The organism is Ewingella sp. AOP8-B2-18, assembly GCF_052376015.1.
In the GTDB taxonomy this organism is placed as follows: Bacteria; Pseudomonadota; Gammaproteobacteria; order Enterobacterales; family Enterobacteriaceae; genus Ewingella; species Ewingella allii.
This window is the reverse complement of the sequence record NZ_JBQSVB010000010.1, coordinates 100,721-121,363: the sequence shown is the minus strand read 5'-3', so window position 1 is coordinate 121,363 and position 20,643 is coordinate 100,721. Positions and strand designations below refer to the sequence as shown.

Sequence of the window (20,643 nt, the reverse complement as noted above, 5' to 3'; positions counted from 1 at the left end):
ATGACTGAACTTTATCTGGCTTCTGGTTCACCGCGCCGCCGCGAATTGCTGGCCGTGCTGGAGTTGGCTTTTGAACGTCTGGTGACTGACGTTGCCGAGCAAAAGCAGCCAGATGAAGCGCCAGCAGACTACGTCCTGCGCCTCGCCTGTGACAAAGCTTTAGCAGGCGTGGCCGTTGCGCCGCAGGACCTCCCGGTGCTGGGTGCTGACACCATCGTGGTGCTCGACGGGCAGGTTTTGGAAAAGCCGCGCGATGAAGCTCATGCCGCGCAGATGTTAACCGCATTGTCTGGCCGCCAGCATCAAGTGATGACGGCCATTGCTCTGGCGGACCGCCAGACGCATCGTAGTACGCTGGTTGTGACTGATGTCACCTTCCGCTCTCTATCCTCGGATGATATTCAGCACTATATTCTGAGCGGGGAACCCATGGATAAAGCGGGTGCATACGGTATTCAGGGAAAGGGCGGATGTTTCGTCCGTGAAATTCGCGGCAGCTACTACGCAGTGGTCGGGCTTCCTTTAGTGGAAACTCAAGAACTGTACAGTGAGTTTGCTGCATTACGCGAGCTTAGGAGAAAGCATGACAGCTGAATTACTGGTCAATGTTACGCCGTCCGAAACGCGCGTGGCTTACATTGACGGTGGCATTTTGCAAGAGATCCATGTTGAGCGTGAAGCCAAGCGCGGCATTGCAGGCAATATTTACAAAGGTCGCGTCAGCCGAGTTCTGCCGGGTATGCAGGCAGCCTTTGTTGATATTGGTCTAGAGAAAGCGGCTTTTTTACATGCTTCAGACATCATGCCGCACACCGAGTGCGTGGCTCGTGATGAGCAAAAGAATTTTAACGTTCGTGACATCGTAGAGCTGGTCCATCAGGGGCAAGATCTGATGGTGCAGGTGGTGAAAGACCCGCTGGGCACCAAAGGCGCGCGCCTGACCACCGACATTACTCTGCCTTCCCGCTATCTGGTCTTCATGCCGGGCGCCTCACACGTGGGTGTCTCACAGCGCATTGAGAGCGAAGCCGAGCGCGATCGCCTGAAAAATATCGTTCAGGAATATTGTGACGAGCAGGGTGGCTACATTATCCGCACCGCGGCAGAAGGGATTGGCGAAGAAGAACTTAAACAAGATGCCGCCTTTCTCAAGCGTTTGTGGACCAAAGTCATGGAGCGCAAGCGCCGCAATAAAACCAAGTGCAAACTCTATGGCGAGCTGGCGCTGGCGCACCGCGTATTAAGAGACTTTGCTGGCGAAGCGCTGGACAGAATTCGCGTAGATTCGCGCCTGACCTATGAACTGTTGGTGGAATTTACCAGCGAATATATTCCCGAAATGACGGCCAAGCTGGAGCACTACGCGGGCAAGCAGCCTATTTTCGATCTCTTTGACGTTGAGAATGAGATCCAGCGCGCGCTGGAACGCAAAGTCGAACTCAAGTCCGGCGGCTATCTGATTATTGACCAGACCGAAGCCATGACCACCGTGGATATCAACACCGGTGCCTTTGTCGGCCATCGCAATCTGGAAGAGACGATCTTCAATACCAATACTGAGGCGACCCAAGCCATTGCCCGCCAGCTGCGCCTGCGCAATCTCGGCGGCATCATCATTATCGACTTCATCGATATGGCGAATGAGGACCATCGTCGGCGGGTGCTGCACTCTTTGGAGCAGGCGCTGTCAAAAGATCGGGTGAAAACCGGCATTCACGGCTTCTCGGCGCTAGGTTTAGTCGAAATGACCCGCAAACGGACGCGCGAAAGCGTCGAGCACGTGCTGTGCAGCGATTGCCCAACCTGTCACGGCCGGGGCACGGTGAAAACCGTCGAAACCGTCTGTTATGAAATCCTGCGTGAAATTGTTCGCGTGCACCACGCCTATGACGCCGACCGTTTCCTGGTCTATGCTTCTGCGGCAGTCGGCGAAGCCTTGAAAGGGGAAGAGTCCCACGCGCTGGCCGAAGTGGAGATTTTCGTCGGCAAACAAGTGAAAGTTCAAATCGAGCCGCTCTACAACCAAGAGCAGTTCGACGTTGTCATGATGTGATTACCCGTCCGGCTTAGCGTTGCGGCGGCATAGGCCGCAACATAAATCATTGATTATGGGTAAATTTATTAAATTTCCATTGTAGTCCGGGGCCAACATGCCCGCGGAATGGAAACAAGGAGAGAAGTTTGAGGCGACTGCCGGGGATACTGTTAACTACCTGCGCAACAATTATCGTGATTGTTGCGTTGGCAATCAGTGGCTTGCGTCTGGCTTTGCCTCAGCTTCACCGTTTTCAGGATCAGCTGGTCAGCAAAATCGAGTCTGTGACCGGCGTGCCTATCGAACTGGACCAAATCAGCGGCAGCTGGAAAACCTTTGGCCCGACTCTTGAGTTAAAAAACCTTAGCGTGACCCTGCCAGACACCTCGGTGAAAGCCGAGCGCGTGACTCTGGCGCTGGATGTCTGGCAATCGCTGCTGCATTTCCGCTGGCAGTTCCGCGACCTGACTTTCTACAATCTCGACCTTGATACCAACGCCACTTTTGGTAATAAAACCAACGACGGCAAAGGTTTCGAGGCTAACCGCATCAGCGACATCTTCCTCAAGCAGGTCGACCATTTCGACCTGCGCGACAGCCATATCTCCTTTATGACCCCAGCCGGGCAGCGCGCCGAAATCACCGTGCCGCAGCTGCGCTGGCTGAACAGCCGCAACCGCCACCGCGCCGAGGGGCTGATCAGCCTGTCGACCTTCAATGGCCAGCATGGCGTGGTGCAGGTGCGCATGGACCTTAACGACAACGACGGTTTGCTCAACAACGGAAAAATCTATCTTCAGGCCGACGATATCGACATGAAGCCTTGGTTTAGCCGCTGGCTGCGCAGCAACACCGGGCTGGAAAGTGCTGACTTCAGCCTCGCCGCCTGGCTGACCGTGCGCGGCGGCGACATCTACGCCGGTGACGCTTGGGTGAAAAACGGCGCGGCGACCTGGAGCAGCGCGGGGCAGGAGCATCGGTTAGACGTTGAGAACCTGACGCTGCACGGCAGCCGACAGGGCAATGGCTGGCAGGTCGATGCCCAGCAGCTCAACTTGAAAACTGACGGCGTGGCCTGGCCGAAGGGCCAAATCAGCGCGCTGTATCTGCCGGAAAACAATGAGTTTTTAGGGGCTTCGCAGGGGGATGAACTTCGCCTGAGAGCCACCAAGCTTCAGTTAGAGCGCCTTGGGCCGATTATCCCAACCTTCTCCTTCCTGACGCCAGAATTGCTCGAGCGTTGGCAGGATATCCAGCCAAAAGGCTTAATCGACCAGCTGTCGTTAGATATTCCTCTTAAGCAGACCGACCACACGCGCTTTGCCGCCAAATGGCGCGATCTCAGCTGGGATCGCTGGCAGCTACTGCCGGGCGTGAATCACTTTAGCGGCCAGCTGAGCGGCAGCGTGCAGCACGGCCAACTGACGGTCAATTTGCAAGACAGCCTACTGCCGTATGGTGAGATGTTCCGCGCGCCGCTGGAGATCAGCGCGGCGCAGGGCACCGTCGATTGGAGCTATAGCCAAGAGGGCTGGGCGCTGTGGTCGAAGAGCCTGGATGTCAAAGCCAACGGCCTGTGGGTCAAAGGCGGTTTCCACTATAACCAGCCGGAGCACGGCGAGCCGTGGCTAAAAATCCTCGGCGGCATTCGTCTGTATGATGCAGGGCAAGCGTGGCGCTACTTCCCTGAGCCGCTGATGGGCAAACATCTGACGGATTATCTCAGCGAGGCGATTCAGGCCGGGCAGGTGGATAATGCCACGCTGACCTTCAACGGCAATCCGCACGACTTCCCGTTTAAAAAGCATGAAGGGCAGTTTGAAGTGTGGGTGCCGCTGCGTAACGCCACCTTCCAGTTCCAGCCTGAGTGGCCAGCCTTGACCAATTTGGATATCGACCTCGATTTCCTCAATGACGGCCTGTTCATGAAAGCCGAGCACACCAAATTGGGTAATGCCGACGGCAATAACGTGGTCGCCAACATCCCTGATTATCTGAAAGAGAAGCTGTTCATCGACTCCGACATTTCAGGTACCGGCAAAGACATTGGTGACTATTTTAAGGACACGCCGCTGAAGGACTCCCTCGGCGCGGCCCTAGATGAGCTGCAGATTGGCGGCAATGTGAGTGGTCGCTTACACCTTGATATCCCGCTGGATGGCGAAGAAGTTCGCGCCACCGGCGGCGTGACGCTCAATGACAACAGCCTGTTTATCAAACCGCTGGAAAGTACCATTGAGCACCTCAGCGGCCAGTTCACCTACGACAACGGCAACTTGCAGAGTAGTTTGCTCACCGCCAACTGGTTCGGGCAACCTCTGAACGTGCAGTTTAGCACGCACGAACTTACTGATAATTATCAAATTAATGTCGGTCTGGACGGCAACTGGGAACTGGGCAAAATCACCGGCATGCCGGATGCTGTTGCCAGCAAACTCAGCGGCAGCGCACCCTGGAAAGGGACGGTGGATATTTCACTCCCTCATAAGGGTGAGCCAAATTACAGTATCGGCGTAACCACCGACCTGAAGAGTGTAAGTAGTCACTTACCTAGCCCGCTCGACAAGAAGCCGGGCCGCAGTTTGCCACTGGCGGTAAATGCCAAAGGCGGGCTGAAGAGTTTTGAAATGAATGGCGTGCTGGGCGGCAAAGACCGTTTCAACAGCCGCTGGCTGCTGGGCAAGCAGCTACAGCTGGATCGCGCCTCCTGGCAGATGAATGCCCAGAAAACCCCGCCGCTGCCAGCGACCAGCAGCCTGACGTTGCACCTGCCTGAGCTGGATGGCGAGAGCTGGCTGGAGCTGATGTCGCCAGATAACGCCCCGAAAGCGCCAGTGCAGAAGAGTGCCAAAGGCGCGAAGAAAGCGGCCAATACCGCCGCTTCTTTTGGCTTCCCACATGAAGTGACGCTGACCACGCCGAAGCTCAAATTAGGCGGTCAGGTCTGGAATGACCTACTGATTAGCTCGACTCAGGCCAGCAATGGCATGAACATCACGGCGAAAGGCAAAGAGATCGACGGCACGCTGGCGATGAATGACCGTGGTCCGTGGCAAGCCAATATCCGCTACCTCTATTTCAACCCGCAGTGGACGGTGGCTGATGCGGCCAGCGGCGGTAAGTCAGGCCAGAATCCTTTTGCCGATGACAAAATTTCCTTCGCCAAATGGCCGGCACTGCTTCTGCGCTGTGAAGACTGCTGGTTCCTCGGGCAGAGCTTCCGCAAGGTGAATGCTGATATCACGCCGAGTGGCGATCAGCTGGCGCTGCGCAACGGCCTGATTGATACCGGCTCGGTGCGTTTAGACGTGCAGGGCGACTGGAAGCAGAACGGCAGCGTTGAATCTACCGGCCTGAAAGGCAAACTGTCGGGCAAAGATATTGAAGCCGCGACCTCCTTCTTCGGCGTCACTACCCCACTGCGCGGTGCGCCTTTCAACATCGACTTTGATTTGCACTGGAAATCTATTCCGTGGAAGCCAGATCTGAAAACCCTGAATGGCACCCTGAAAACTGACCTTGGCAAAGGTGAAATCGTGGATTTAGGCGGCGGCCGCGCCGGGCAATTGCTGCGTCTGGTCAGCTTCGACGCCCTGCTGCGTAAGCTGCAACTCGATTTCAGTGACACCTTCGGCAAAGGCTTCTACTTTGACTCTATCCGCTCAAACGCCTGGATCAAAGACGGCACGCTGCATACCGAGGACCTGCTGGTTGACGGGTTGGCGGCGGATATCGCCATGAACGGCAGCGTCGATTTAGTCAATCAGCGGCTAAATATGGAAGCGGTGATTGCTCCTGAAATCTCTGCCACCGTCGGGGTCGCCACGGCCTTTGCTATCAACCCAATCGTCGGCGCGGCGGTGTTTGCCGCCAGTAAGGTATTGGCGCCGCTGTGGAATAAGATTTCGTTAATCCGTTACCATATCGACGGCACCATTGCGGATCCAAAAATTAATGAAGTGCTGCGCCAACCGCGACCTGCAAAAGAGCCTGCCGCACCTTGAGTGCTGAACGCGCTGTGTTAGGCTGTTTAAAACCCGTGTTACGATAGAATTGTTTGGCGGCTAACGAATCACAGTTCATGCCGCGACAATTCATCCCCAAAGAGAGTGAGAATCTATGAGTCTGGCATTAGTCAGTGAGCGGTTACTAACCGCTAACAATCTGAGTCATCAAGACCTGTTCGCTGTATTAGGTCAACTGTCTGAACGCCGTCTCGATTACGCCGATCTCTTTTTCCAATCCAGTTTCCACGAAGCCTGGGTGATTGAAGACAGCATTATCAAAGATGGCTCTTACAACATTGATCAGGGTGTTGGCGTGCGCGCGGTCAGTGGTGAGAAGACCGGCTTTGCCTACGCGGACCAAATTACCCTGAATGCCTTGCAGCAGAGTGCCACCGCCGCGCGCAGCATCGTGCGTGAGCAGGGCAATGGCAAAACCCACACGCTGGGTGAAATTGGCTATCAGGCGCTATACCCGATCCTTGACCCACTTCAGAGCCTGTCTCGCGAAGAAAAAATTGAGTTATTACATCGCGTTGACCGTGTTGCCCGCGCCACAGACAAGCGCGTGCAGGAAGTCAGCGCCAGCATTACCGGCGTTTACGAAAGCGTATTAGTCGCCGCCACCGACGGCACTCTGGCGGCGGACATTCGCCCGCTGGTGCGCCTGTCGGTCAGCGTATTGGTTGAAGATGACGGGCGTCGTGAGCGCGGCTCTAGCGGCGGCGGCGGTCGTTTTGGCTATGACTATTTTCTTGAAACCGTGAATGGCGAAGTGCGCGCCGAAGCCTACGCCCGCGACGCGGTGCGCATGGCCTTGCTGAACCTCAACGCGGTAGCCGCTCCTGCCGGTGGTATGCCAGTAGTGCTTGGCGCAGGCTGGCCGGGAGTGCTGTTGCACGAAGCCGTAGGCCATGGCTTAGAGGGCGATTTCAACCGTCGCGGCACTTCTATGTTCAGTGGGCAGATGGGCCAACTGGTGGCGTCTGAACTCTGTACCGTGGTGGATGACGGCACCATGCCGGGCCGCCGTGGTTCACTGGCGATTGATGACGAAGGCGTGCCGGGCCAATACAACGTATTGATCGAAAATGGCGTGCTGAAGGGTTACATGCAGGACAAGCTGAACGCGCGCCTGATGGGCGTTGCGCCGACCGGTAACGGCCGTCGCGAGTCTTATGCTCACCTGCCGATGCCGCGCATGACCAACACTTATCTGCTGGGCGGCCAGTCTACGCCGGAAGAGATCATCAGCAGCGTGGAGTTCGGCCTGTATGCCCCTAACTTTGGCGGCGGCCAGGTGGATATCACCTCGGGCAAATTTGTGTTCTCCACCACCGAAGCTTACCTAATTGAAAAAGGCCGTATCACCAAGCCGGTGAAAGGCGCGACGCTGATTGGCTCGGGTATTGAAGCGATGCAGCAGATCTCCATGGTCGGTAACGATCTGGCGCTGGATAAAGGCGTCGGCGTCTGTGGCAAAGAGGGTCAGAGCCTGCCAGTGGGCGTAGGCCAGCCGACTCTGAAACTCGACAACATCACCGTCGGCGGCAGCGCCTAAGCCTTCGAGTTAATAATAGAAAGGGAACCTACGGGTTCCCTTTTTTTATGCTATTTCGGCCCGAGCTTGCCTTGCCGATAGCCCTGATAGACTTTCCCCACCTCTTTGAAGTACTCGGTCAGGTAGTTGATGCACACCTGCACTTTCAGCGGCATTTTGTCCTTTTCAGTGTACAACGCGTAGACCGGGCGCGGGTCCGACTGATAATTGCCGAATAAAATTTCCAGCTCGCCGGAGTTAATCTCATTGATCACCCACATTAGTGGCACATAGGCGATGCCCACCCCGGCTTTCAGCCAGCGCGTTAAGGTTTGCGAGTCGTTGGTGACGAAGCGCCCCTGTGGGTTGATGCGCGTGGTAATGCCTTCTGGCGCGATCAGCTCAAACTCGCTATCGGGCCGCACGCTGTATTCAATCCATGAGAAATTCACCATGTCTGCCGGTTTTTCTGGCTTACCGTGCTGGCTGAGATAGCTGCGCGCGGCGCAGACGATCATCGGCATGGAGCCAAGCCTTTTGGAGAACAGGCTCGAATCCTGCAGTTTTCCCACGCGGATCACCACGTCGAGGCCGTCGGCAATCAGGTCCGGAGCCGGGATGCCGGTGACCAGATTCACTTTCAGGCCGGGGTACTCAATCAGCATCTCGGCGGTCATGGCGGCAAGAACGTTTTGTGCCATTGTCGACGAACTGCCGATGCGCAACGTGCCGGTCGGCGTGTTGTTAAAGGCATATAATTGCTCGTGTACTTCGCGTACATCCAGCAGCATTTTCATACAGCCTTGATAGTAAATCTTACCGGCTTCGGTGAGGCTCAGGCTGCGCGTGCTTCTGTTCAACAGTTTGACTTGTAAGTCATTTTCTAGTTTTGAGATCGTCTGGCTGATTGCGGAAACACTCATCTCAAGGCGGCGAGCGGCGGCAGTAAACGAGCCGCTTTCGACCACTTGAGCATAAACCGACATTCTTTTTAATCGTTCCATTGTTAACTCTGGCTTAAAAGTGATTGTGATCACAGAACGTTGATTACTTGATAATAAGCACGCTAATATACTTGCTCGGGTGAATACCTCGGGTTCGGCGCTCGCTGGCAACATAATGCTTACCTTCGCACACTTTTCTGGCAAACCCATTGTCTCTTTTTAACTCATTCTGGCTCTCAGAATGCAGTTGTATTGCCTAAAATAATGATAAAGCTCGGGCGTGTTGCGACGGGGCCTTCTGGTGAGAGTAACGCCACGAGACGAAAGCCCGTGACTATAAACTAAGGATTTTTGAATGAGTTTGCTTCCGGTAATGGTGATTTTCGGATTGTCGTTTCCTCCGGTGTTCTTCGAAGTACTGTTGGCGTTAGTGCTGTTTTTCCTGCTACGACGCCTATTACAACCCACCGGAATTTATGACTTTGTCTGGCATCCGGCGTTATTTAACACAGCGATGTACTGCTGTCTGTTCTACCTGATTTCCTGCTTCTTCATCTGAGGGTGTCGTGAAAAATTTCTCTATAAAAATAATACGTTACTTAATAACGTTAATCCTTGTGGTTCTTGCTGCCATCGCAATTTTCCGGGCATGGGCGTTCTATACCGAATCCCCTTGGACTCGTGACGCCAAATTTACCGCCGACGTGGTTTCTATCGCGCCGGACGTCACCGGCTTGGTGACGGATGTTCCCGTGGTGGATAACCAGTTAGTCAAAAAAGGCCAGACGCTGTTCAAAATAGACCAGCCGCGTTACCAACAGGCGCTGGACGAAGCCAATGCCGACGTTGCCTACTATCAGGCGCTGGTCGCGGAGAAAAAACGCGAAGCAGGCCGCCGCGTGAAGCTGGGCGTGCAGGCGATGTCGCAAGAAGAGATCGATCAGGCCAATAACGTCCTGCAAACGGTTCAACACCAGTTGGCAAAATCTCAGGCCGCGCGTGACCTCGCGGTGCTTGATTTGCAGCGTACCGTAGTGACGGCTCCGGCTGACGGCTGGGTGACTAACCTCAACGTGCATCCGGGGAACTACATTAATCGCGGTTCGACCGCCGTCGCGCTGGTGAAGAAAAACACCTTCTATATTCTGGCTTATCTGGAAGAAACCAAGCTTTCTGGCCTGAAAAAAGGCGACCGCGCCGAAATTACCCCGCTGGGCAGCAATCGCATCATGCATGGTTCCGTGGACAGCGTCGCGGCGGCGGTCACTAACAGCTCGTCTTCTGCGGCAGCCAACGGGCTGGCGACGGTAGACAGTAATTTGGAATGGGTACGTCTGGCACAGCGCGTGCCGGTGAAAATCGTGCTTGATGATGTTGACCAGCAACACCCGTACCCGGCAGGGACCACCGCGACAGTGGTGATCACCGGCGATCACGATATCAAACATGAGCACCAGTCGCCATTCTCCAGAATGTTGCACCGTCTGCGTGAGTTCGGTTAATCGGCGATGAATAGCATACTGATCCCGCGTATCAGGTTCGCCTGCAAGCTGACTTTCGCCATTCTCGGCGCGTTGGTTCTCGGCTTCTATATGCAGCTGGAAACCCCGCGCTGGGCTGCGATGACCGCGGCGATCGTCACCTCCGGCCCGGCGATGGCGGCGGGCGGAGAACCCTTCGCCGGTGCCATTCGCCACCGTGGCTTCCTGCGCGTTATCGGTACCTTTTTCGGCTGTATCGCGGCGTTAGTCATTGTTATCGCCACGGCGCGTGCCCCGGTAGTGATGCTGCTTTTATGCTGCATCTGGGCTGGGGTCTGTACCTGGTGGTCCTCGCTGGTTCGCGTCGAGAACTCCTATGCGCTCGGGCTGGCGGGATACACGGCGCTAATTATCGTAGTGACTTCCGCCGCCACCCCTTTGCAGACGCCGCAGTTTGCCGTCGAGCGCTGTAGTGAAATCGTGATTGGTATTTGCTGCGCCATCGTGGCCGACCTGCTGTTTTCCCCGCGCTCGATCAAAACCGACATTGACCGGGCGGTTAGCCAACTGCTGCTAGACCAGTTCGCGCTGATGCGGCTGTGTATTAATCGTGGTGATAAAGAGGATGTTGACAAGTCGTGGGGCAATCTTATCAAGAGCACCACCGCGCTTAACGGCATGCGTAACAGCCTAATGATGGAGTCTTCGCGCTGGCAGCGTTGCAACCGGCGGTTGAAAGCGTTGCACAGCACCTCGCTGAGTTTGATTACGCAGGCCTGCGAAACCTATCTTATTTTGCAAAACTCCCCTGACCGGGTGACGCCTGAGATCAAAGCGCTGTTTGCCGAACCGGCAGAGACGCCGCTGGAAGTGCGTCGGCGGATGAAACAGCTGCGTTTGGCGGTTTCTTCCTCCCATAGCAAAGATATTTTGCTCACCGTCACCAGCTGGATTGGAGCCGGGACGCGCGCGCTGCTGCTGATTAAGGGCATTCATACCAATAGCAGCATTAGCAATCTGGAAGCCGATTTGCTCAATACCGAGGTGGAAGTCAGGCCAGCCTCCGCCGAGCGCCACCACGCGCTGATTAACGGTATTCGCACCTTTGTCGCCAGCGCGGCGGGCTGCCTGCTGTGGCTATGGACCGGCTGGACCTCGGCGAGTGGTTGCGTAGTGATCATTGCGGTAGTGACCTCATTGGCGATGCGCACTCCAAATCCGAAAGGCATGGCGATAGACTTCGTGGTCGGCATGCTGCTGGCAATCCCGGTTGGCTCCATTTACTTCATGCTCATCATGCCCGCCACCCAGCAGAGCCTGTTCTTGCTCTGCCTTTGTCTGGGGATTTTGACCTTCTTCATTGGGATTGAAGTGCAGAAGCGTCGTCTGGGTATGCTGGGGCTATTGGCGGGTACTATCAACGTGCTGGTGCTCAGTAACCCAATGAAATTTAACGTAAGCGCATTTCTCGACAATGCAACGGGCCAGGCGATTGGTACCATTATTGCGCTGGTGGTGCTGCTGCTAATTCGCGATAAATCGCGCGACAAAACCGGGCGCACACTGCTGAACCGCTTTATGAGCAGCGCGGTGTCGGCCTTAACCACCAAGGCGTATCGCCGTCGTGAGAACCACCTTCCGGCGCTTTACCATCAGTTGAATCAGCTGCTGGTAATGTTCCCGAATGACATTGATAAATACCGTCTGGCGCTGATGCTGATCATCGCGCACCAGCGAATGAAAATGGCGGAGATCCCAGTCAGCGAAGAGCTATCTGCCTTCCACAAGAAAATCCGTAATACCGCCGACCACGTGGTGTCGTCGGGCGAAGGCAAGCGAACTTACTACTATCAGCGGCTGTTGTCCGAGCTGAATGAGTATCAGCAAAAGCTAGTGGAACACGACGCGCCGCTCAAGGTGACAGAGCCGGTCAAACGACTCGCCGATATGCTGCACAAGTACCAGCACGCCTTTCTGGCCTAACGGTCAGACTCGCGTAAATCATGCCGGGGCCTTTAATGCTCCGGCTTTTTTTTTCCTTATGCCGCATGGACATGATGTGCGGTCTGAAGCCCGCAGTCCGTATTAGCCGCTATACTTAAGCGATTCAAGACTGAAACTTACATTCTTACGTCGTTGTTTTCGAACGATGTTTATTAGCAGGAGAGACAACCTTTATGTCAGCCAATCAACAGAAACTCACTTCTCACAAACTGTTTAAAACCGGGTTTTATGTGGGCGGCAAATGGCAAGAAGCCAAAGAAACTTTTGATGTGTTAAACCCAGCCACTGGCGACGTGGTGGCGAAAGTCGCCAAAGCAGGCAAAGCGGAAACCAACGCGGCCATCAAAGCCGCCAGCGACGCACTGCCGGCATGGCGCAAAAAAACCGGCAAGGCGCGCTCTGAGATTTTGCACCGCTGGTATGAACTGATGATTGAAAACAAACAGTTCCTCGGCGAGCTGATGGTGGCCGAGCAGGGTAAGCCGCTGAAAGAGGCCTTGGGCGAAGTGGAGTACGCCGCCAGCTACCTGCAATGGTTTAGCGAAGAGGCCAAGCGCGCCAACGGCGAGATCATCCCGCCAGTGAAAGAGGGTTCACGCATCTTTGCGACCCGCGAACCGATTGGCGTGGTTGCGGCCATTACGCCGTGGAACTTCCCGCTGGCGATGCTGACCCGCAAACTCGGCCCCGCGCTGGCCGCGGGCTGTACCGGCTTGATTAAACCTGCCAACAACACGCCGCTGTCAGCCTTCGCGCTGCTGGAGTTGGCACACCTGGCGGGCGTTCCCGACGGCGTGATCAACGGCGTGGCCGGTGATACGCATGCTATCAGCGACGCCATCATGGCCAGCAACGAGGTGCGTAAAATCTCCTTCACCGGCTCGACCGAAGTGGGTAAAACGCTGGTGCGCAACAGCGCCGACACCATGAAGAAAGTGTCGATGGAGCTGGGCGGAAACGCGCCCTATATCGTGTTTGACGACGCCGACCTTGATGCCGCGGTGAAAGGCGCGGTGAGCTGCAAATTCCGCAACAGCGGGCAGGTTTGCGTGTGCATTAACCGTATTTACGTGCAGGACGGTGTCTACGACAAGTTCGTCACGGCGCTGGCGGAAGAAGTGCGCAAGCTGAAAGTCGGTAACGGCATGGACGACGGCGTGATTGTCGGCCCGCTGATTGATATCAAAGGGTTAGAGAAGGTTGAAGACCACGTCAAAGACGCGCTGGAGAAGGGCGGTCGTCTGGTGGTCGGTGGTCAGCGCCACGAACTGGGCGGCAACTTCTATCAGCCAACGGTGATTGCCGACGCCAACGACGACATGAAAGTGGCGGCAGATGAAACCTTCGGCCCGCTGGCGGCCTGCTTCCGCTTCAAAACCGAAGACGAGGTTATCGAGCGCGCCAACGCCACGCCGTTTGGCCTGGCGGCTTACTTCTATACTCAAAACTTGCAGCGCGTATTCCGCGTTGCCGAAGCGATTGAAAGTGGCATGATTGGGATTAACGAATCTGCGCTTTCTACCGAAGTCGCGCCGTTTGGCGGGGTGAAAGAGTCCGGGCTGGGCCGAGAAGGTTCGGTGTTAGGTCTGGAAGAATATTTACAGGTGAAAACCTTACATTTAGGTAATCTGTAGAGACATACTAAAATGCTGAATCAGTAATCTGAATGAGTATAAACAGGGCAATGATGAATCGATTGAAAGGGCTGCGTCAGCGCAGCGTTTGGATAAGTTTGTGCCTCGGGCTGTTGGCGGGGCCGTTCTCGTCTGTCGTTTTGGCGAAACAATCCTCTGATACGCTGGCTGGGTTGACCTCGGAGCAAACCGTGGTGAGCTATTTGCGGCAGAATCATCGGTTGCCCGACTATTACGTGACTAAACGGCAGGCACGTGATGCGGGATGGGACGCCCGCGCGGGCAATCTGTGTCAGGTCTTACCGGGTAAGGCCATAGGCGGCGACAGGTTCTCAAACCGTGAAGGGCGCCTGCCTAATGCTTATAAACGCGTGTGGCGCGAGGCGGATATCAACTATCGCTGCGGGCGGCGCGGCGCCGACCGCGTGCTGTTCGCCAGCTATGGCCTGATTTACGTCAGCCGCGATCACTATAAACAATTTGTTCGGGTGGAGTGACATCGATGAATAAAGTGGTCTTCGATTTTAATCATATTCCCGATTTGCCCGCGTTTTATAGCGAGTTTGCCCGTCAGTTTGGTCTGAGCGAGAGCTTTGGTGCCAATCTTGACGCACTCTGGGATGAGGTGACGGGAGGCATTACGCTGCCCGTTGAAATTGATTTTGCCCATCTGAATGCCAGCCGTAAACGGCGTTTTGGCGCACTGATTCTGCTGTTTGAAGAGGCGGAAGAGGAGCTGGACGGCGAGCTGCGTTTTAACGTGCAAGAGAAAGCGGCGGCGGCGACGGGTAAAGCTAAAGAGTAAGCGAAAGAGTAGGCGGGAGAGAGTGAAAAGTAGCAGCCACCCGGTGACTCGCGGTGGCTACTGCTGATGGCTGAAAAGACTTACAGGTCTTTGGCTTCGGCCAGCTCGCGCAGATATTGGAAAATCTGGCGGTAAGATTTAGGCGGCTTATTGGCTGCCTTTTCTTTTTGTGCGTTACGGATAAGCGCGCGCAGCTGCTGGCGATCGGCCTCTGGATAAAGCTCCAGCACCGGCGGGATCGCGTCGTCGCCATCTTCCACCAGACGGTCACGCAGCTGTTCCAGTTTGTGGAACAGGGAAACCTGCTGGTTGTGGCGGTTTTTCAGCTTATCCAGCGCGGTGGTGATAGGATCAACATCGCGGGAACGCAGCATTTTACCAATCAGCTGTAGCTGACGGCGGCGGCCTTCTTTCTTGATCTTCTGGGCTAAATCGATGGCGGCGCGCAGATCATCATCTAGCGGCAGCTTGTCCAGCGAGTTCTTGCCTAAATCGACCATCTCTTGACCCAAATCTTTCAGGGCTTCGGCGTCGCGTTTAATTTCACTTTTGCTGACCCAGATGATTTCATCATCTTCTTCGTTCTCGTTGCTCTCGGGAACGTCATCCAGCCAGTCGTCAATTTTCTTTGTCATGAGTGCTTCCTCCTTGGGAGGTTTTCCTATCATTTTTCATTGTGCTTTATTGCTTGGCGGCATTATGCATGGTTATGGGGTTTACCTCCACGTTCTGTTGCATATTAAGCCGCTTCCTAGCGTGTCGGGTGCGAAATAATGGGGCGTCTCTGTTAGACTCAAAGACAACGTAACCTCTTTTTTCTCATAAGTGATGGCAGGCTGATGAACGTAGTCAATCAAGTTGCAGAACAGCGTAAGACACTGGAACAGGCCGTAGCTCAGGCCCTCGAATTAGCGAAAGCCGGTTCAGACGGTGCTGAAGTCGCGGTCAGCAAGACCACCGGCATTGGGGTAAGCACCCGCTTTGGTGATGTTGAGAACGTCGAATTCAACAGCGACGGCGCGTTAGGTATTACCGTCTATTATCAGAATCGTAAAGGCAGCGCGTCATCTACCGATCTCAGCTCAGATGCCATTTCTCGCACCGTGCAGGCCGCGCTGGACATCGCCCGCTTCACGTCTCCTGACCCTTTCGCGGGCGTCGCCGATAAAGAGATGCTGGCGTTCGACGCCCCGGACTTGGACCTGTTCCACCCGACCGAATTAGACGCCGATCGCGGCATTGAGCTGGCAGCCCGCGCCGAGCAGGCCGCGTTAGCCGCCGATAAGCGCATTACCAATAGCGAAGGCGGCAGCTTCAACAGCCATTACGGCATTCGCGTCTTCGGCAACAGCCACGGCATGTTGCAGAGCTACTGCTCGACGCGCCACTCGATTTCCGCCTCGGTGATTGCCGAGCACGATGGCGACATGGAGCGCGATTACGCCTATACCATCGCGCGTAAAATGAGTGATTTGGCGAATCCTGAATGGGTGGGTGCCGAGTGCGCACGCCGCACGCTGTCGCGCCTCTCTCCGCGTAAATTGCCAACGATGAAAGCCCCGGTGCTGTTCGCCTCTGAAGTAGCGACCGGCCTGTTCGGCCACTTGGTCGGCGCTATCAGCGGCGGCAGCATCTACCGTAAATCCTCTTTCTTGCTCGACAGTCTGGGCAAGCAGATTCTGCCGGAGTGGCTGACGATTGAAGAGCATCCGCACCTGCTGCAAGGCTTGGCTTCTACGCCGTTCGACAGCGAAGGCGTGCGCACCCAGCGGCGTGACATCGTCAAAGACGGCGTGCTGCAAAGCTGGCTGATGACCTGCTACTCGGCGCGCAAGCTCGGCCTGCAAACCACCGGCCACGCGGGCGGCATCCACAACTGGCGCATTGCCGGGCAGGGCGATGACTTCGCCGCTATGCTGCGCAAAATGGGCAAAGGCTTAGTCGTAACTGAGCTGATGGGCCAGGGCGTCAGCGGCGTGACCGGCGACTACTCGCGCGGCGCGGCGGGCTTCTGGGTGGAAAACGGTGAAATTCAGTATCCGGTTAGCGAAATAACCATCGCTGGCAATCTGAAAGACATGTGGCGCAACATGGTGAGTATTGGCAGCGACATCGAAACGCGCAGCAATATTCAGTGTGGCTCCGTGCTGCTGCCAGAGATGAAAATCGCCGGCGAATAATCGTTTTCTTCGCGTTATCCGCGCAGCGATCGCCCGATCGCTGCGTTTTTTTTATCCTTTTCCGCTCAGACATTACTTATTTACAAAAAAGCTCTGCCACTTTTTCCTTCGCCCATTTATTTTGTCATTGCTGAATAAGTAATGTCGTTTTTTAACAAAATTATAAATTTCTATTAACCTAGATGGATGACCCGAAAATGCGTAAACATTTGATAGCAATGGTTGCCGTTGCCCTACTTGGAAGCAGTTCTATGGTTCTGGCGGCGGATGTCGGCACCAACATGGACACTATCGCCGATAACTACGGCAAAGCGCTGAAAGCCAGCAATGCACAGGATTTCGAAGCGAGCCTGGCGAACATGAAAGCCGCCGCGCTGGACGCTAAAAACGCAACCCCGCCAAAACTGGAAGGGAAAGCGGCCAACAGCCCAGAGATTCAGGATTACAAAAAAGGCATGGATGATTTAGTGGCCGGTATCGACAAAGCCTCTGCATTGGCGAAGGCTGGCAAACTGGATGACGCGAAGAAGGAAGCTCAAGGCTTCAAAGCGATTCGTGACGAGAACCATAAGAAGTTCAGATAAGATTTATACGCCCTCCCGGTCATCGGGAGGGCGTGACGCTGACTAGCGGTACTCTCCGGCTGCTTCCGGCTGATACAACAACTCTAGCACTTTAACCAGGCTCTCTTTGCCATTGGGCATCGTCCACGTGATGCTACTACCCACGCGCAGGCCCAGCAGTGCCGCACCTAGCGGCGCCATCACGGACAGCTGCTCATCGGTATCTTTTAACGCCGCCGGGAAAACCAGCGTGCGAACATGTTCTTCCCCTTCGTTGCCTTCCGTGAAGCGTACCTTACTGTTCATCGTCACGACGTCGGCAGGCATCTCCTGCGGCGGCAGGATTTCAGCGCGATCCAGTTCTTCGTTTAATGCCTCTGCCACCGGGCTGCTTGCGTAAGCAGGCTTCGCCAGTAAGGAATCTAAACGTTCTGCATCCAGCTCGTTGATGGTCAGGGTCGGTTTGCTCATAGCATTATTCCTATTTCCTTCTGAGTCGCCATCGCGAGCGATGGTGTTGGGTGGCATGGTTGCCGATTGTCAAAAAGCAACACCCCCGCGCACTAGCGCAGGGGTGTTGGCGTTTTTCGAATTTCTCATCTGATACTAGGCAGAGATAGCGCAAAATGGAAGGGCTATCCTTTCATTCGTCACTACTAAAACTCCGTTAAGCAGTGAAATACCCTGAACCCTCGCCGTCTGATAGTCGTATCCCCAGATTAATCCCAGTTTTGAGAATGTGATCCGCTTAGGTCACTGCATTTCCACTTTGAACTGGAAAAAAACCATCTACACAGGAAATGCCCGCGGGGTTAGGGTAAAGACAGATGAAATAAACGCGCTTTTTTAGCATTGCACGGCAAGGAGAGGGGTAACCGCGAGTGAATAACGGAACCGCATCTGTTAATACGGCAGGGCAAATTGGTTTGGAAGACGCAGAAGCAACCACAGAGAAAGTGTTAAAAGATATTCAGGTTATGTTGAACGCCGAAAATATCTATACCAATGATGTCCAGCAGCAGATGTTAGCCTCGCACGTTAAGGCAATGGTATTACGCTCTATTACCGGTGAGCCATTACCCGAGGTGGAAAAAGAGCTGTTTGACGAAATTTCTGCGGAGTCAATGCGAATGGCGGAGCGGGTTGTCGACCTGTTCGGTAATTTACCTATCGAAGAGGCTTATTTACTCTCGGTACATTTTGAAGTCGCAAAAGACAATAATTCTTAACAATTTAAATTTTACTCAATTTATCTGGAGAAAGAACTCATGGGACAAATTACCGTTGTTATCGGCGACCGTTTAGGGAAAGGCCAGAAAGTTGCAGCAGGCGTAGAAGCCGCAGGTGGCAAGGCTATCGTGGTGCCGGGCGTGGCCGCTGACATGAAATTAGGCGACGTGATGAAAGCAGAAAATGCCACCTTCGGCATCTCTTTCTGCGGCAGTGGCGGCGCGGGCGCAATTACTGCGCAAACCAAATACGGATATAAAGCAAAATATGGAATGCGCTCTGTGGATGAAGGCGTAACTGCAATTAACGAAGGCTGTAATGTATTAGGTTTCGGATTTATGGATAAAGAAGAGCTGGGTCAACGCCTGGTTGAAGCTTATATCAAGAAATTCGGCCAGCCGTAATGAAACAACAATTAACCACCACTGTTCGGGTTGAAGGAAAAGGCGAAAATAAGGCCGCCGCCTTTTCTGCCGCGCTGAGTCAGGTGCAAATAACCGTTCTTAAATCTACGAATAATATCTTGCTGCGAATTGAACCGCAGGACGTCAAGGTGATCACCGCAGAAGAGACGGTAAGAAAGGAAAAGTTCCTGTTCTTTTTTCTGGCCAGAGAAAGGAAGAGTTATTACGTAGTGCTCGATATTACCGTCAATATGACGGCAATAGAGACTGACAAGGTAGTTTTTGTCACTAAATAAGGAGCCATTGAGTCAAGAATATTATTTCTTGGTGCAAGGCTCTAAAAACGTTAGCTATAAATGACAAGGATATACTGATGTTTTTAATTATTTTATTTAAGTCGCTTATTATCGGCGGATTGGTCGGCGTGGGCGTAGGTGCAGGTGCTGCACGTATGTTTCACGCGCCAAGCGTGCAAGGGATGGGGGCTTTTCGTACTCTTGGGGAATTAAATTCCTGTGAAGGCGATCCAGCTTCGCATTTCTCATTCGGTTTAGGCTTCTTCTTTAACGCCTGGGCGTCTTCTGTCGCTGCGGGTTCCTTCACACAAGACGTCGACCACCGCATTATTCCTCACTGGGCAGCCGCCTCGTTGATGGTGAAAAACCGCAACGTGTCTGAAACCCTGCATGATCCGCGCAAGATGGCCATCGCCGGTGCTGTTATCGGCATGATTGTCGTCGCGTTCCTTAACACCACCGCCTCCGCCGTACCGGCAGCCTTGCAGGTTACCGCGGTGAAAGTGCTGGTGCCCGCTGCTAACCTGTTGGTCAACACCGTCATGCCAGTGATCTTCTGGCTGGCTGCGATTGACGCAGGCCGCCGCTCCGGCTTCTGGGCCACCATCTTCGGTGGTTTGGCGCAGATGATCATGGGTAACGCCGTGCCGGGTCTGGTACTGGGTATCTTGATTGGTAAAGGCGTCGAAGAGGGCGGCTGGAACCATGTGACTAAGGTGATGATGGCGGCAATTATTGCGCTGTTCGTGCTCAGCGGGTTCTTCCGCGGTTTCGATGTGAAATTGCTGCAGTCCTTCATGTTGGATGTTCCGGCATGGTTGAACGGCATTCACAACTCTCTTAGCGGCAAGTAACAGGGGATTATGACAATGGAAGAACAAGCCAAAAGTGGTTTTTGGTACGCCGAGTGGTCGTTCCCGATCTTCGTCGGATTACTCTCCTCCGGGGTATTTGCCGGTACGCACATGTACTACCTGTACGGCATCGGTGCTTTTAACGAAGTCGCCTTCGTCTCAATGCTGCGTTCCGGCATGGATACCGGGGTGTATGGCGCAGTAGCGGCCTTCGGCGCGAGCTTCTTGTTCGCCCGTATTATCGAAGGTTCGCTGGTCGGTATTCTTGATATCGGCGGCGCTATCCAGACGGGTATTGGGCTAGGGGTTCCGGCGATTCTGCTGGGTGCTGGCATCGTGTTCCCGGTGGCGAACTTCGCGGCGTCTCTGGTGACTGGCCTGATTCTGGGGCTGGCGGTGGGTTACATCATCATTCTGGCGCGTAAATTTACCATCAACCAGAGTAACTCGACCTATGGCGCAGACGTCATGATGGGCGCGGGTAACGCCTCAGGCCGCTTCCTCGGCCCGTTGATTATCCTCTCCGCCATGGCGGCTTCAATCCCAATCGGTCTGGGGTCATTGCTCGGCGCGCTGGTGTTCTATATCTGGCAGAAACCGATCACCGGCGGCGCAATTCTAGGCGCGATGATCCTCGGTGCAATTTTCCCAGTATCGCTGTAGTAGAAA

General features: G+C 54.6%; 20 protein-coding genes. 17 read left to right on the top strand and 3 right to left on the bottom strand.

The window, feature by feature from the left end:
- The 4 genes from ACT3RR_RS18380 to tldD all read left to right on the top strand — a co-directional run bounded on the left by ACT3RR_RS18380 (nucleotide 1) and on the right by tldD (nucleotide 7,600).
- Nucleotides 1–594 carry a Maf family protein gene (locus ACT3RR_RS18380; protein WP_496200903.1) on the top strand — a complete coding sequence of 198 codons (594 nt, stop codon included), beginning with the start codon at nucleotides 1–3 and terminating at the stop codon, nucleotides 592–594.
- A complete protein-coding gene (gene rng / locus ACT3RR_RS18375) occupies nucleotides 584–2,053 on the top strand; it encodes a ribonuclease G (RefSeq protein WP_353500747.1) in 1,470 nt (489 codons plus the stop codon). Before ACT3RR_RS18380 ends, rng begins: the two co-directional genes overlap by 11 nt.
- 128 nt (nucleotides 2,054–2,181) lie before the next feature.
- Nucleotides 2,182–6,039 (top strand): AsmA2 domain-containing protein YhdP, encoded by a 3,858-nt coding sequence (gene yhdP / locus ACT3RR_RS18370; protein WP_496200876.1) that lies wholly within the window; start codon nucleotides 2,182–2,184, stop codon nucleotides 6,037–6,039.
- Nucleotides 6,040–6,154: 115 nt separating this feature from the next.
- Nucleotides 6,155–7,600 (top strand): metalloprotease TldD, encoded by a 1,446-nt coding sequence (gene tldD, locus ACT3RR_RS18365; protein WP_353500749.1) that lies wholly within the window; start codon nucleotides 6,155–6,157, stop codon nucleotides 7,598–7,600.
- Between the two features lie 50 nt (nucleotides 7,601–7,650).
- Here tldD and aaeR read toward each other — a convergent pair whose 3' ends face one another.
- Entirely contained in the window at nucleotides 7,651–8,583 is a 933-nt protein-coding gene (gene aaeR, locus ACT3RR_RS18360; protein ID WP_034786670.1) for an HTH-type transcriptional activator AaeR, read from the bottom strand.
- 295 nt (nucleotides 8,584–8,878) lie between these two features.
- Here aaeR and aaeX point away from each other — a divergent pair, with 295 nt between their 5' ends.
- From aaeX to ACT3RR_RS18330, 6 genes are all read left to right on the top strand, one after another.
- A complete protein-coding gene (gene aaeX / locus ACT3RR_RS18355) occupies nucleotides 8,879–9,082 on the top strand; it encodes a p-hydroxybenzoic acid efflux pump operon protein AaeX (protein ID WP_034786671.1) in 204 nt (67 codons plus the stop codon).
- 7 nt (nucleotides 9,083–9,089) lie between these two features.
- Nucleotides 9,090–10,025, top strand: coding sequence for a p-hydroxybenzoic acid efflux pump subunit AaeA (gene aaeA, locus ACT3RR_RS18350; RefSeq protein WP_353500750.1), 936 nt, complete (start codon nucleotides 9,090–9,092; stop codon nucleotides 10,023–10,025).
- A gap of 6 nt (nucleotides 10,026–10,031) precedes the next feature.
- Nucleotides 10,032–11,987 carry a p-hydroxybenzoic acid efflux pump subunit AaeB gene (aaeB, locus tag ACT3RR_RS18345; RefSeq protein ID WP_353500751.1) on the top strand — a complete coding sequence of 652 codons (1,956 nt, stop codon included), beginning with the start codon at nucleotides 10,032–10,034 and terminating at the stop codon, nucleotides 11,985–11,987.
- Nucleotides 11,988–12,181: 194 nt separating this feature from the next.
- Nucleotides 12,182–13,642 carry an NAD-dependent succinate-semialdehyde dehydrogenase gene (locus tag ACT3RR_RS18340; RefSeq protein ID WP_496200875.1) on the top strand — a complete coding sequence of 487 codons (1,461 nt, stop codon included), beginning with the start codon at nucleotides 12,182–12,184 and terminating at the stop codon, nucleotides 13,640–13,642.
- A gap of 50 nt (nucleotides 13,643–13,692) precedes the next feature.
- Nucleotides 13,693–14,139 (top strand): ribonuclease domain-containing protein, encoded by a 447-nt coding sequence (locus tag ACT3RR_RS18335; RefSeq protein ID WP_496200874.1) that lies wholly within the window; start codon nucleotides 13,693–13,695, stop codon nucleotides 14,137–14,139.
- Between the two features lie 5 nt (nucleotides 14,140–14,144).
- The gene (locus ACT3RR_RS18330; protein WP_496200873.1) at nucleotides 14,145–14,447 is read left to right on the top strand and encodes a barstar family protein; all 303 of its coding nucleotides are present in this window, start codon (nucleotides 14,145–14,147) and stop codon (nucleotides 14,445–14,447) included.
- Nucleotides 14,448–14,527: 80 nt separating this feature from the next.
- Here the strand turns inward: ACT3RR_RS18330 and yjgA are convergent, their stop codons facing one another.
- Complete coding sequence (gene yjgA, locus ACT3RR_RS18325) at nucleotides 14,528–15,082, bottom strand: ribosome biogenesis factor YjgA (protein WP_353500755.1); 555 nt, start codon at nucleotides 15,080–15,082, stop codon at nucleotides 14,528–14,530.
- Nucleotides 15,083–15,286: 204 nt separating this feature from the next.
- Here yjgA and pmbA point away from each other — a divergent pair, with 204 nt between their 5' ends.
- Both pmbA and cybC read left to right on the top strand, forming a co-directional pair.
- Nucleotides 15,287–16,627 (top strand): metalloprotease PmbA, encoded by a 1,341-nt coding sequence (gene pmbA, locus ACT3RR_RS18320; RefSeq protein WP_353500756.1) that lies wholly within the window; start codon nucleotides 15,287–15,289, stop codon nucleotides 16,625–16,627.
- 197 nt (nucleotides 16,628–16,824) lie between these two features.
- A complete protein-coding gene (gene cybC / locus ACT3RR_RS18315; RefSeq protein ID WP_353500757.1) occupies nucleotides 16,825–17,211 on the top strand; it encodes a cytochrome b562 in 387 nt (128 codons plus the stop codon).
- Nucleotides 17,212–17,253: 42 nt separating this feature from the next.
- On the opposite strand, the gene rnk is transcribed toward cybC, so the two are convergent.
- Nucleotides 17,254–17,661 carry a nucleoside diphosphate kinase regulator gene (rnk, locus tag ACT3RR_RS18310; protein WP_353500758.1) on the bottom strand — a complete coding sequence of 136 codons (408 nt, stop codon included), beginning with the start codon at nucleotides 17,659–17,661 and terminating at the stop codon, nucleotides 17,254–17,256.
- A 410-nt stretch (nucleotides 17,662–18,071) separates the two neighbouring features.
- Here rnk and ACT3RR_RS18305 point away from each other — a divergent pair, with 410 nt between their 5' ends.
- From ACT3RR_RS18305 to ACT3RR_RS18285, 5 genes are all read left to right on the top strand, one after another.
- Nucleotides 18,072–18,419, top strand: a complete 348-nt coding sequence (locus tag ACT3RR_RS18305) for a PRD domain-containing protein (protein WP_034786687.1) — start codon at nucleotides 18,072–18,074, stop codon at nucleotides 18,417–18,419.
- Between the two features lie 39 nt (nucleotides 18,420–18,458).
- On the top strand, nucleotides 18,459–18,824 hold the full coding sequence (locus tag ACT3RR_RS18300) for a glycine-rich SFCGS family protein (protein ID WP_034786688.1): 366 nt from the start codon (nucleotides 18,459–18,461) through the stop codon (nucleotides 18,822–18,824).
- Nucleotides 18,824–19,120 (top strand): DUF4312 family protein, encoded by a 297-nt coding sequence (locus tag ACT3RR_RS18295; protein WP_496200872.1) that lies wholly within the window; start codon nucleotides 18,824–18,826, stop codon nucleotides 19,118–19,120. The genes ACT3RR_RS18300 and ACT3RR_RS18295 overlap by 1 nt, the downstream gene beginning before the upstream one ends.
- A gap of 77 nt (nucleotides 19,121–19,197) precedes the next feature.
- Entirely contained in the window at nucleotides 19,198–19,974 is a 777-nt protein-coding gene (locus ACT3RR_RS18290) for a DUF4311 domain-containing protein (protein WP_034786690.1), read from the top strand.
- Between the two features lie 15 nt (nucleotides 19,975–19,989).
- Nucleotides 19,990–20,637, top strand: coding sequence for a DUF4310 family protein (locus tag ACT3RR_RS18285; protein WP_034786691.1), 648 nt, complete (start codon nucleotides 19,990–19,992; stop codon nucleotides 20,635–20,637).
- Nucleotides 20,638–20,643 lie beyond the last annotated feature (6 nt).

What these genes read in the sequence shown, in the direction of transcription:
- ACT3RR_RS18380 (WP_496200903.1), top strand. Translation starts at nt 1, where the DNA reads ATGACTGAACTTTATCTGGCTTCTGGTTCACCGCGCCGCCGCGAATTG.
- rng (WP_353500747.1), top strand. Translation starts at nt 584, where the DNA reads ATGACAGCTGAATTACTGGTCAATGTTACGCCGTCCGAAACGCGCGTG.
- tldD (WP_353500749.1), top strand. Translation starts at nt 6,155, where the DNA reads ATGAGTCTGGCATTAGTCAGTGAGCGGTTACTAACCGCTAACAATCTG.
- aaeR (WP_034786670.1), bottom strand. Translation starts at nt 8,583, where the DNA reads ATGGAACGATTAAAAAGAATGTCGGTTTATGCTCAAGTGGTCGAAAGC.
- aaeX (WP_034786671.1), top strand. Translation starts at nt 8,879, where the DNA reads ATGAGTTTGCTTCCGGTAATGGTGATTTTCGGATTGTCGTTTCCTCCG.
- aaeB (WP_353500751.1), top strand. Translation starts at nt 10,032, where the DNA reads ATGAATAGCATACTGATCCCGCGTATCAGGTTCGCCTGCAAGCTGACT.
- ACT3RR_RS18340 (WP_496200875.1), top strand. Translation starts at nt 12,182, where the DNA reads ATGTCAGCCAATCAACAGAAACTCACTTCTCACAAACTGTTTAAAACC.
- ACT3RR_RS18335 (WP_496200874.1), top strand. Translation starts at nt 13,693, where the DNA reads ATGATGAATCGATTGAAAGGGCTGCGTCAGCGCAGCGTTTGGATAAGT.
- ACT3RR_RS18330 (WP_496200873.1), top strand. Translation starts at nt 14,145, where the DNA reads ATGAATAAAGTGGTCTTCGATTTTAATCATATTCCCGATTTGCCCGCG.
- yjgA (WP_353500755.1), bottom strand. Translation starts at nt 15,082, where the DNA reads ATGACAAAGAAAATTGACGACTGGCTGGATGACGTTCCCGAGAGCAAC.
- pmbA (WP_353500756.1), top strand. Translation starts at nt 15,287, where the DNA reads ATGAACGTAGTCAATCAAGTTGCAGAACAGCGTAAGACACTGGAACAG.
- cybC (WP_353500757.1), top strand. Translation starts at nt 16,825, where the DNA reads ATGCGTAAACATTTGATAGCAATGGTTGCCGTTGCCCTACTTGGAAGC.
- rnk (WP_353500758.1), bottom strand. Translation starts at nt 17,661, where the DNA reads ATGAGCAAACCGACCCTGACCATCAACGAGCTGGATGCAGAACGTTTA.
- ACT3RR_RS18300 (WP_034786688.1), top strand. Translation starts at nt 18,459, where the DNA reads ATGGGACAAATTACCGTTGTTATCGGCGACCGTTTAGGGAAAGGCCAG.
- ACT3RR_RS18295 (WP_496200872.1), top strand. Translation starts at nt 18,824, where the DNA reads ATGAAACAACAATTAACCACCACTGTTCGGGTTGAAGGAAAAGGCGAA.
- ACT3RR_RS18290 (WP_034786690.1), top strand. Translation starts at nt 19,198, where the DNA reads ATGTTTTTAATTATTTTATTTAAGTCGCTTATTATCGGCGGATTGGTC.
- ACT3RR_RS18285 (WP_034786691.1), top strand. Translation starts at nt 19,990, where the DNA reads ATGGAAGAACAAGCCAAAAGTGGTTTTTGGTACGCCGAGTGGTCGTTC.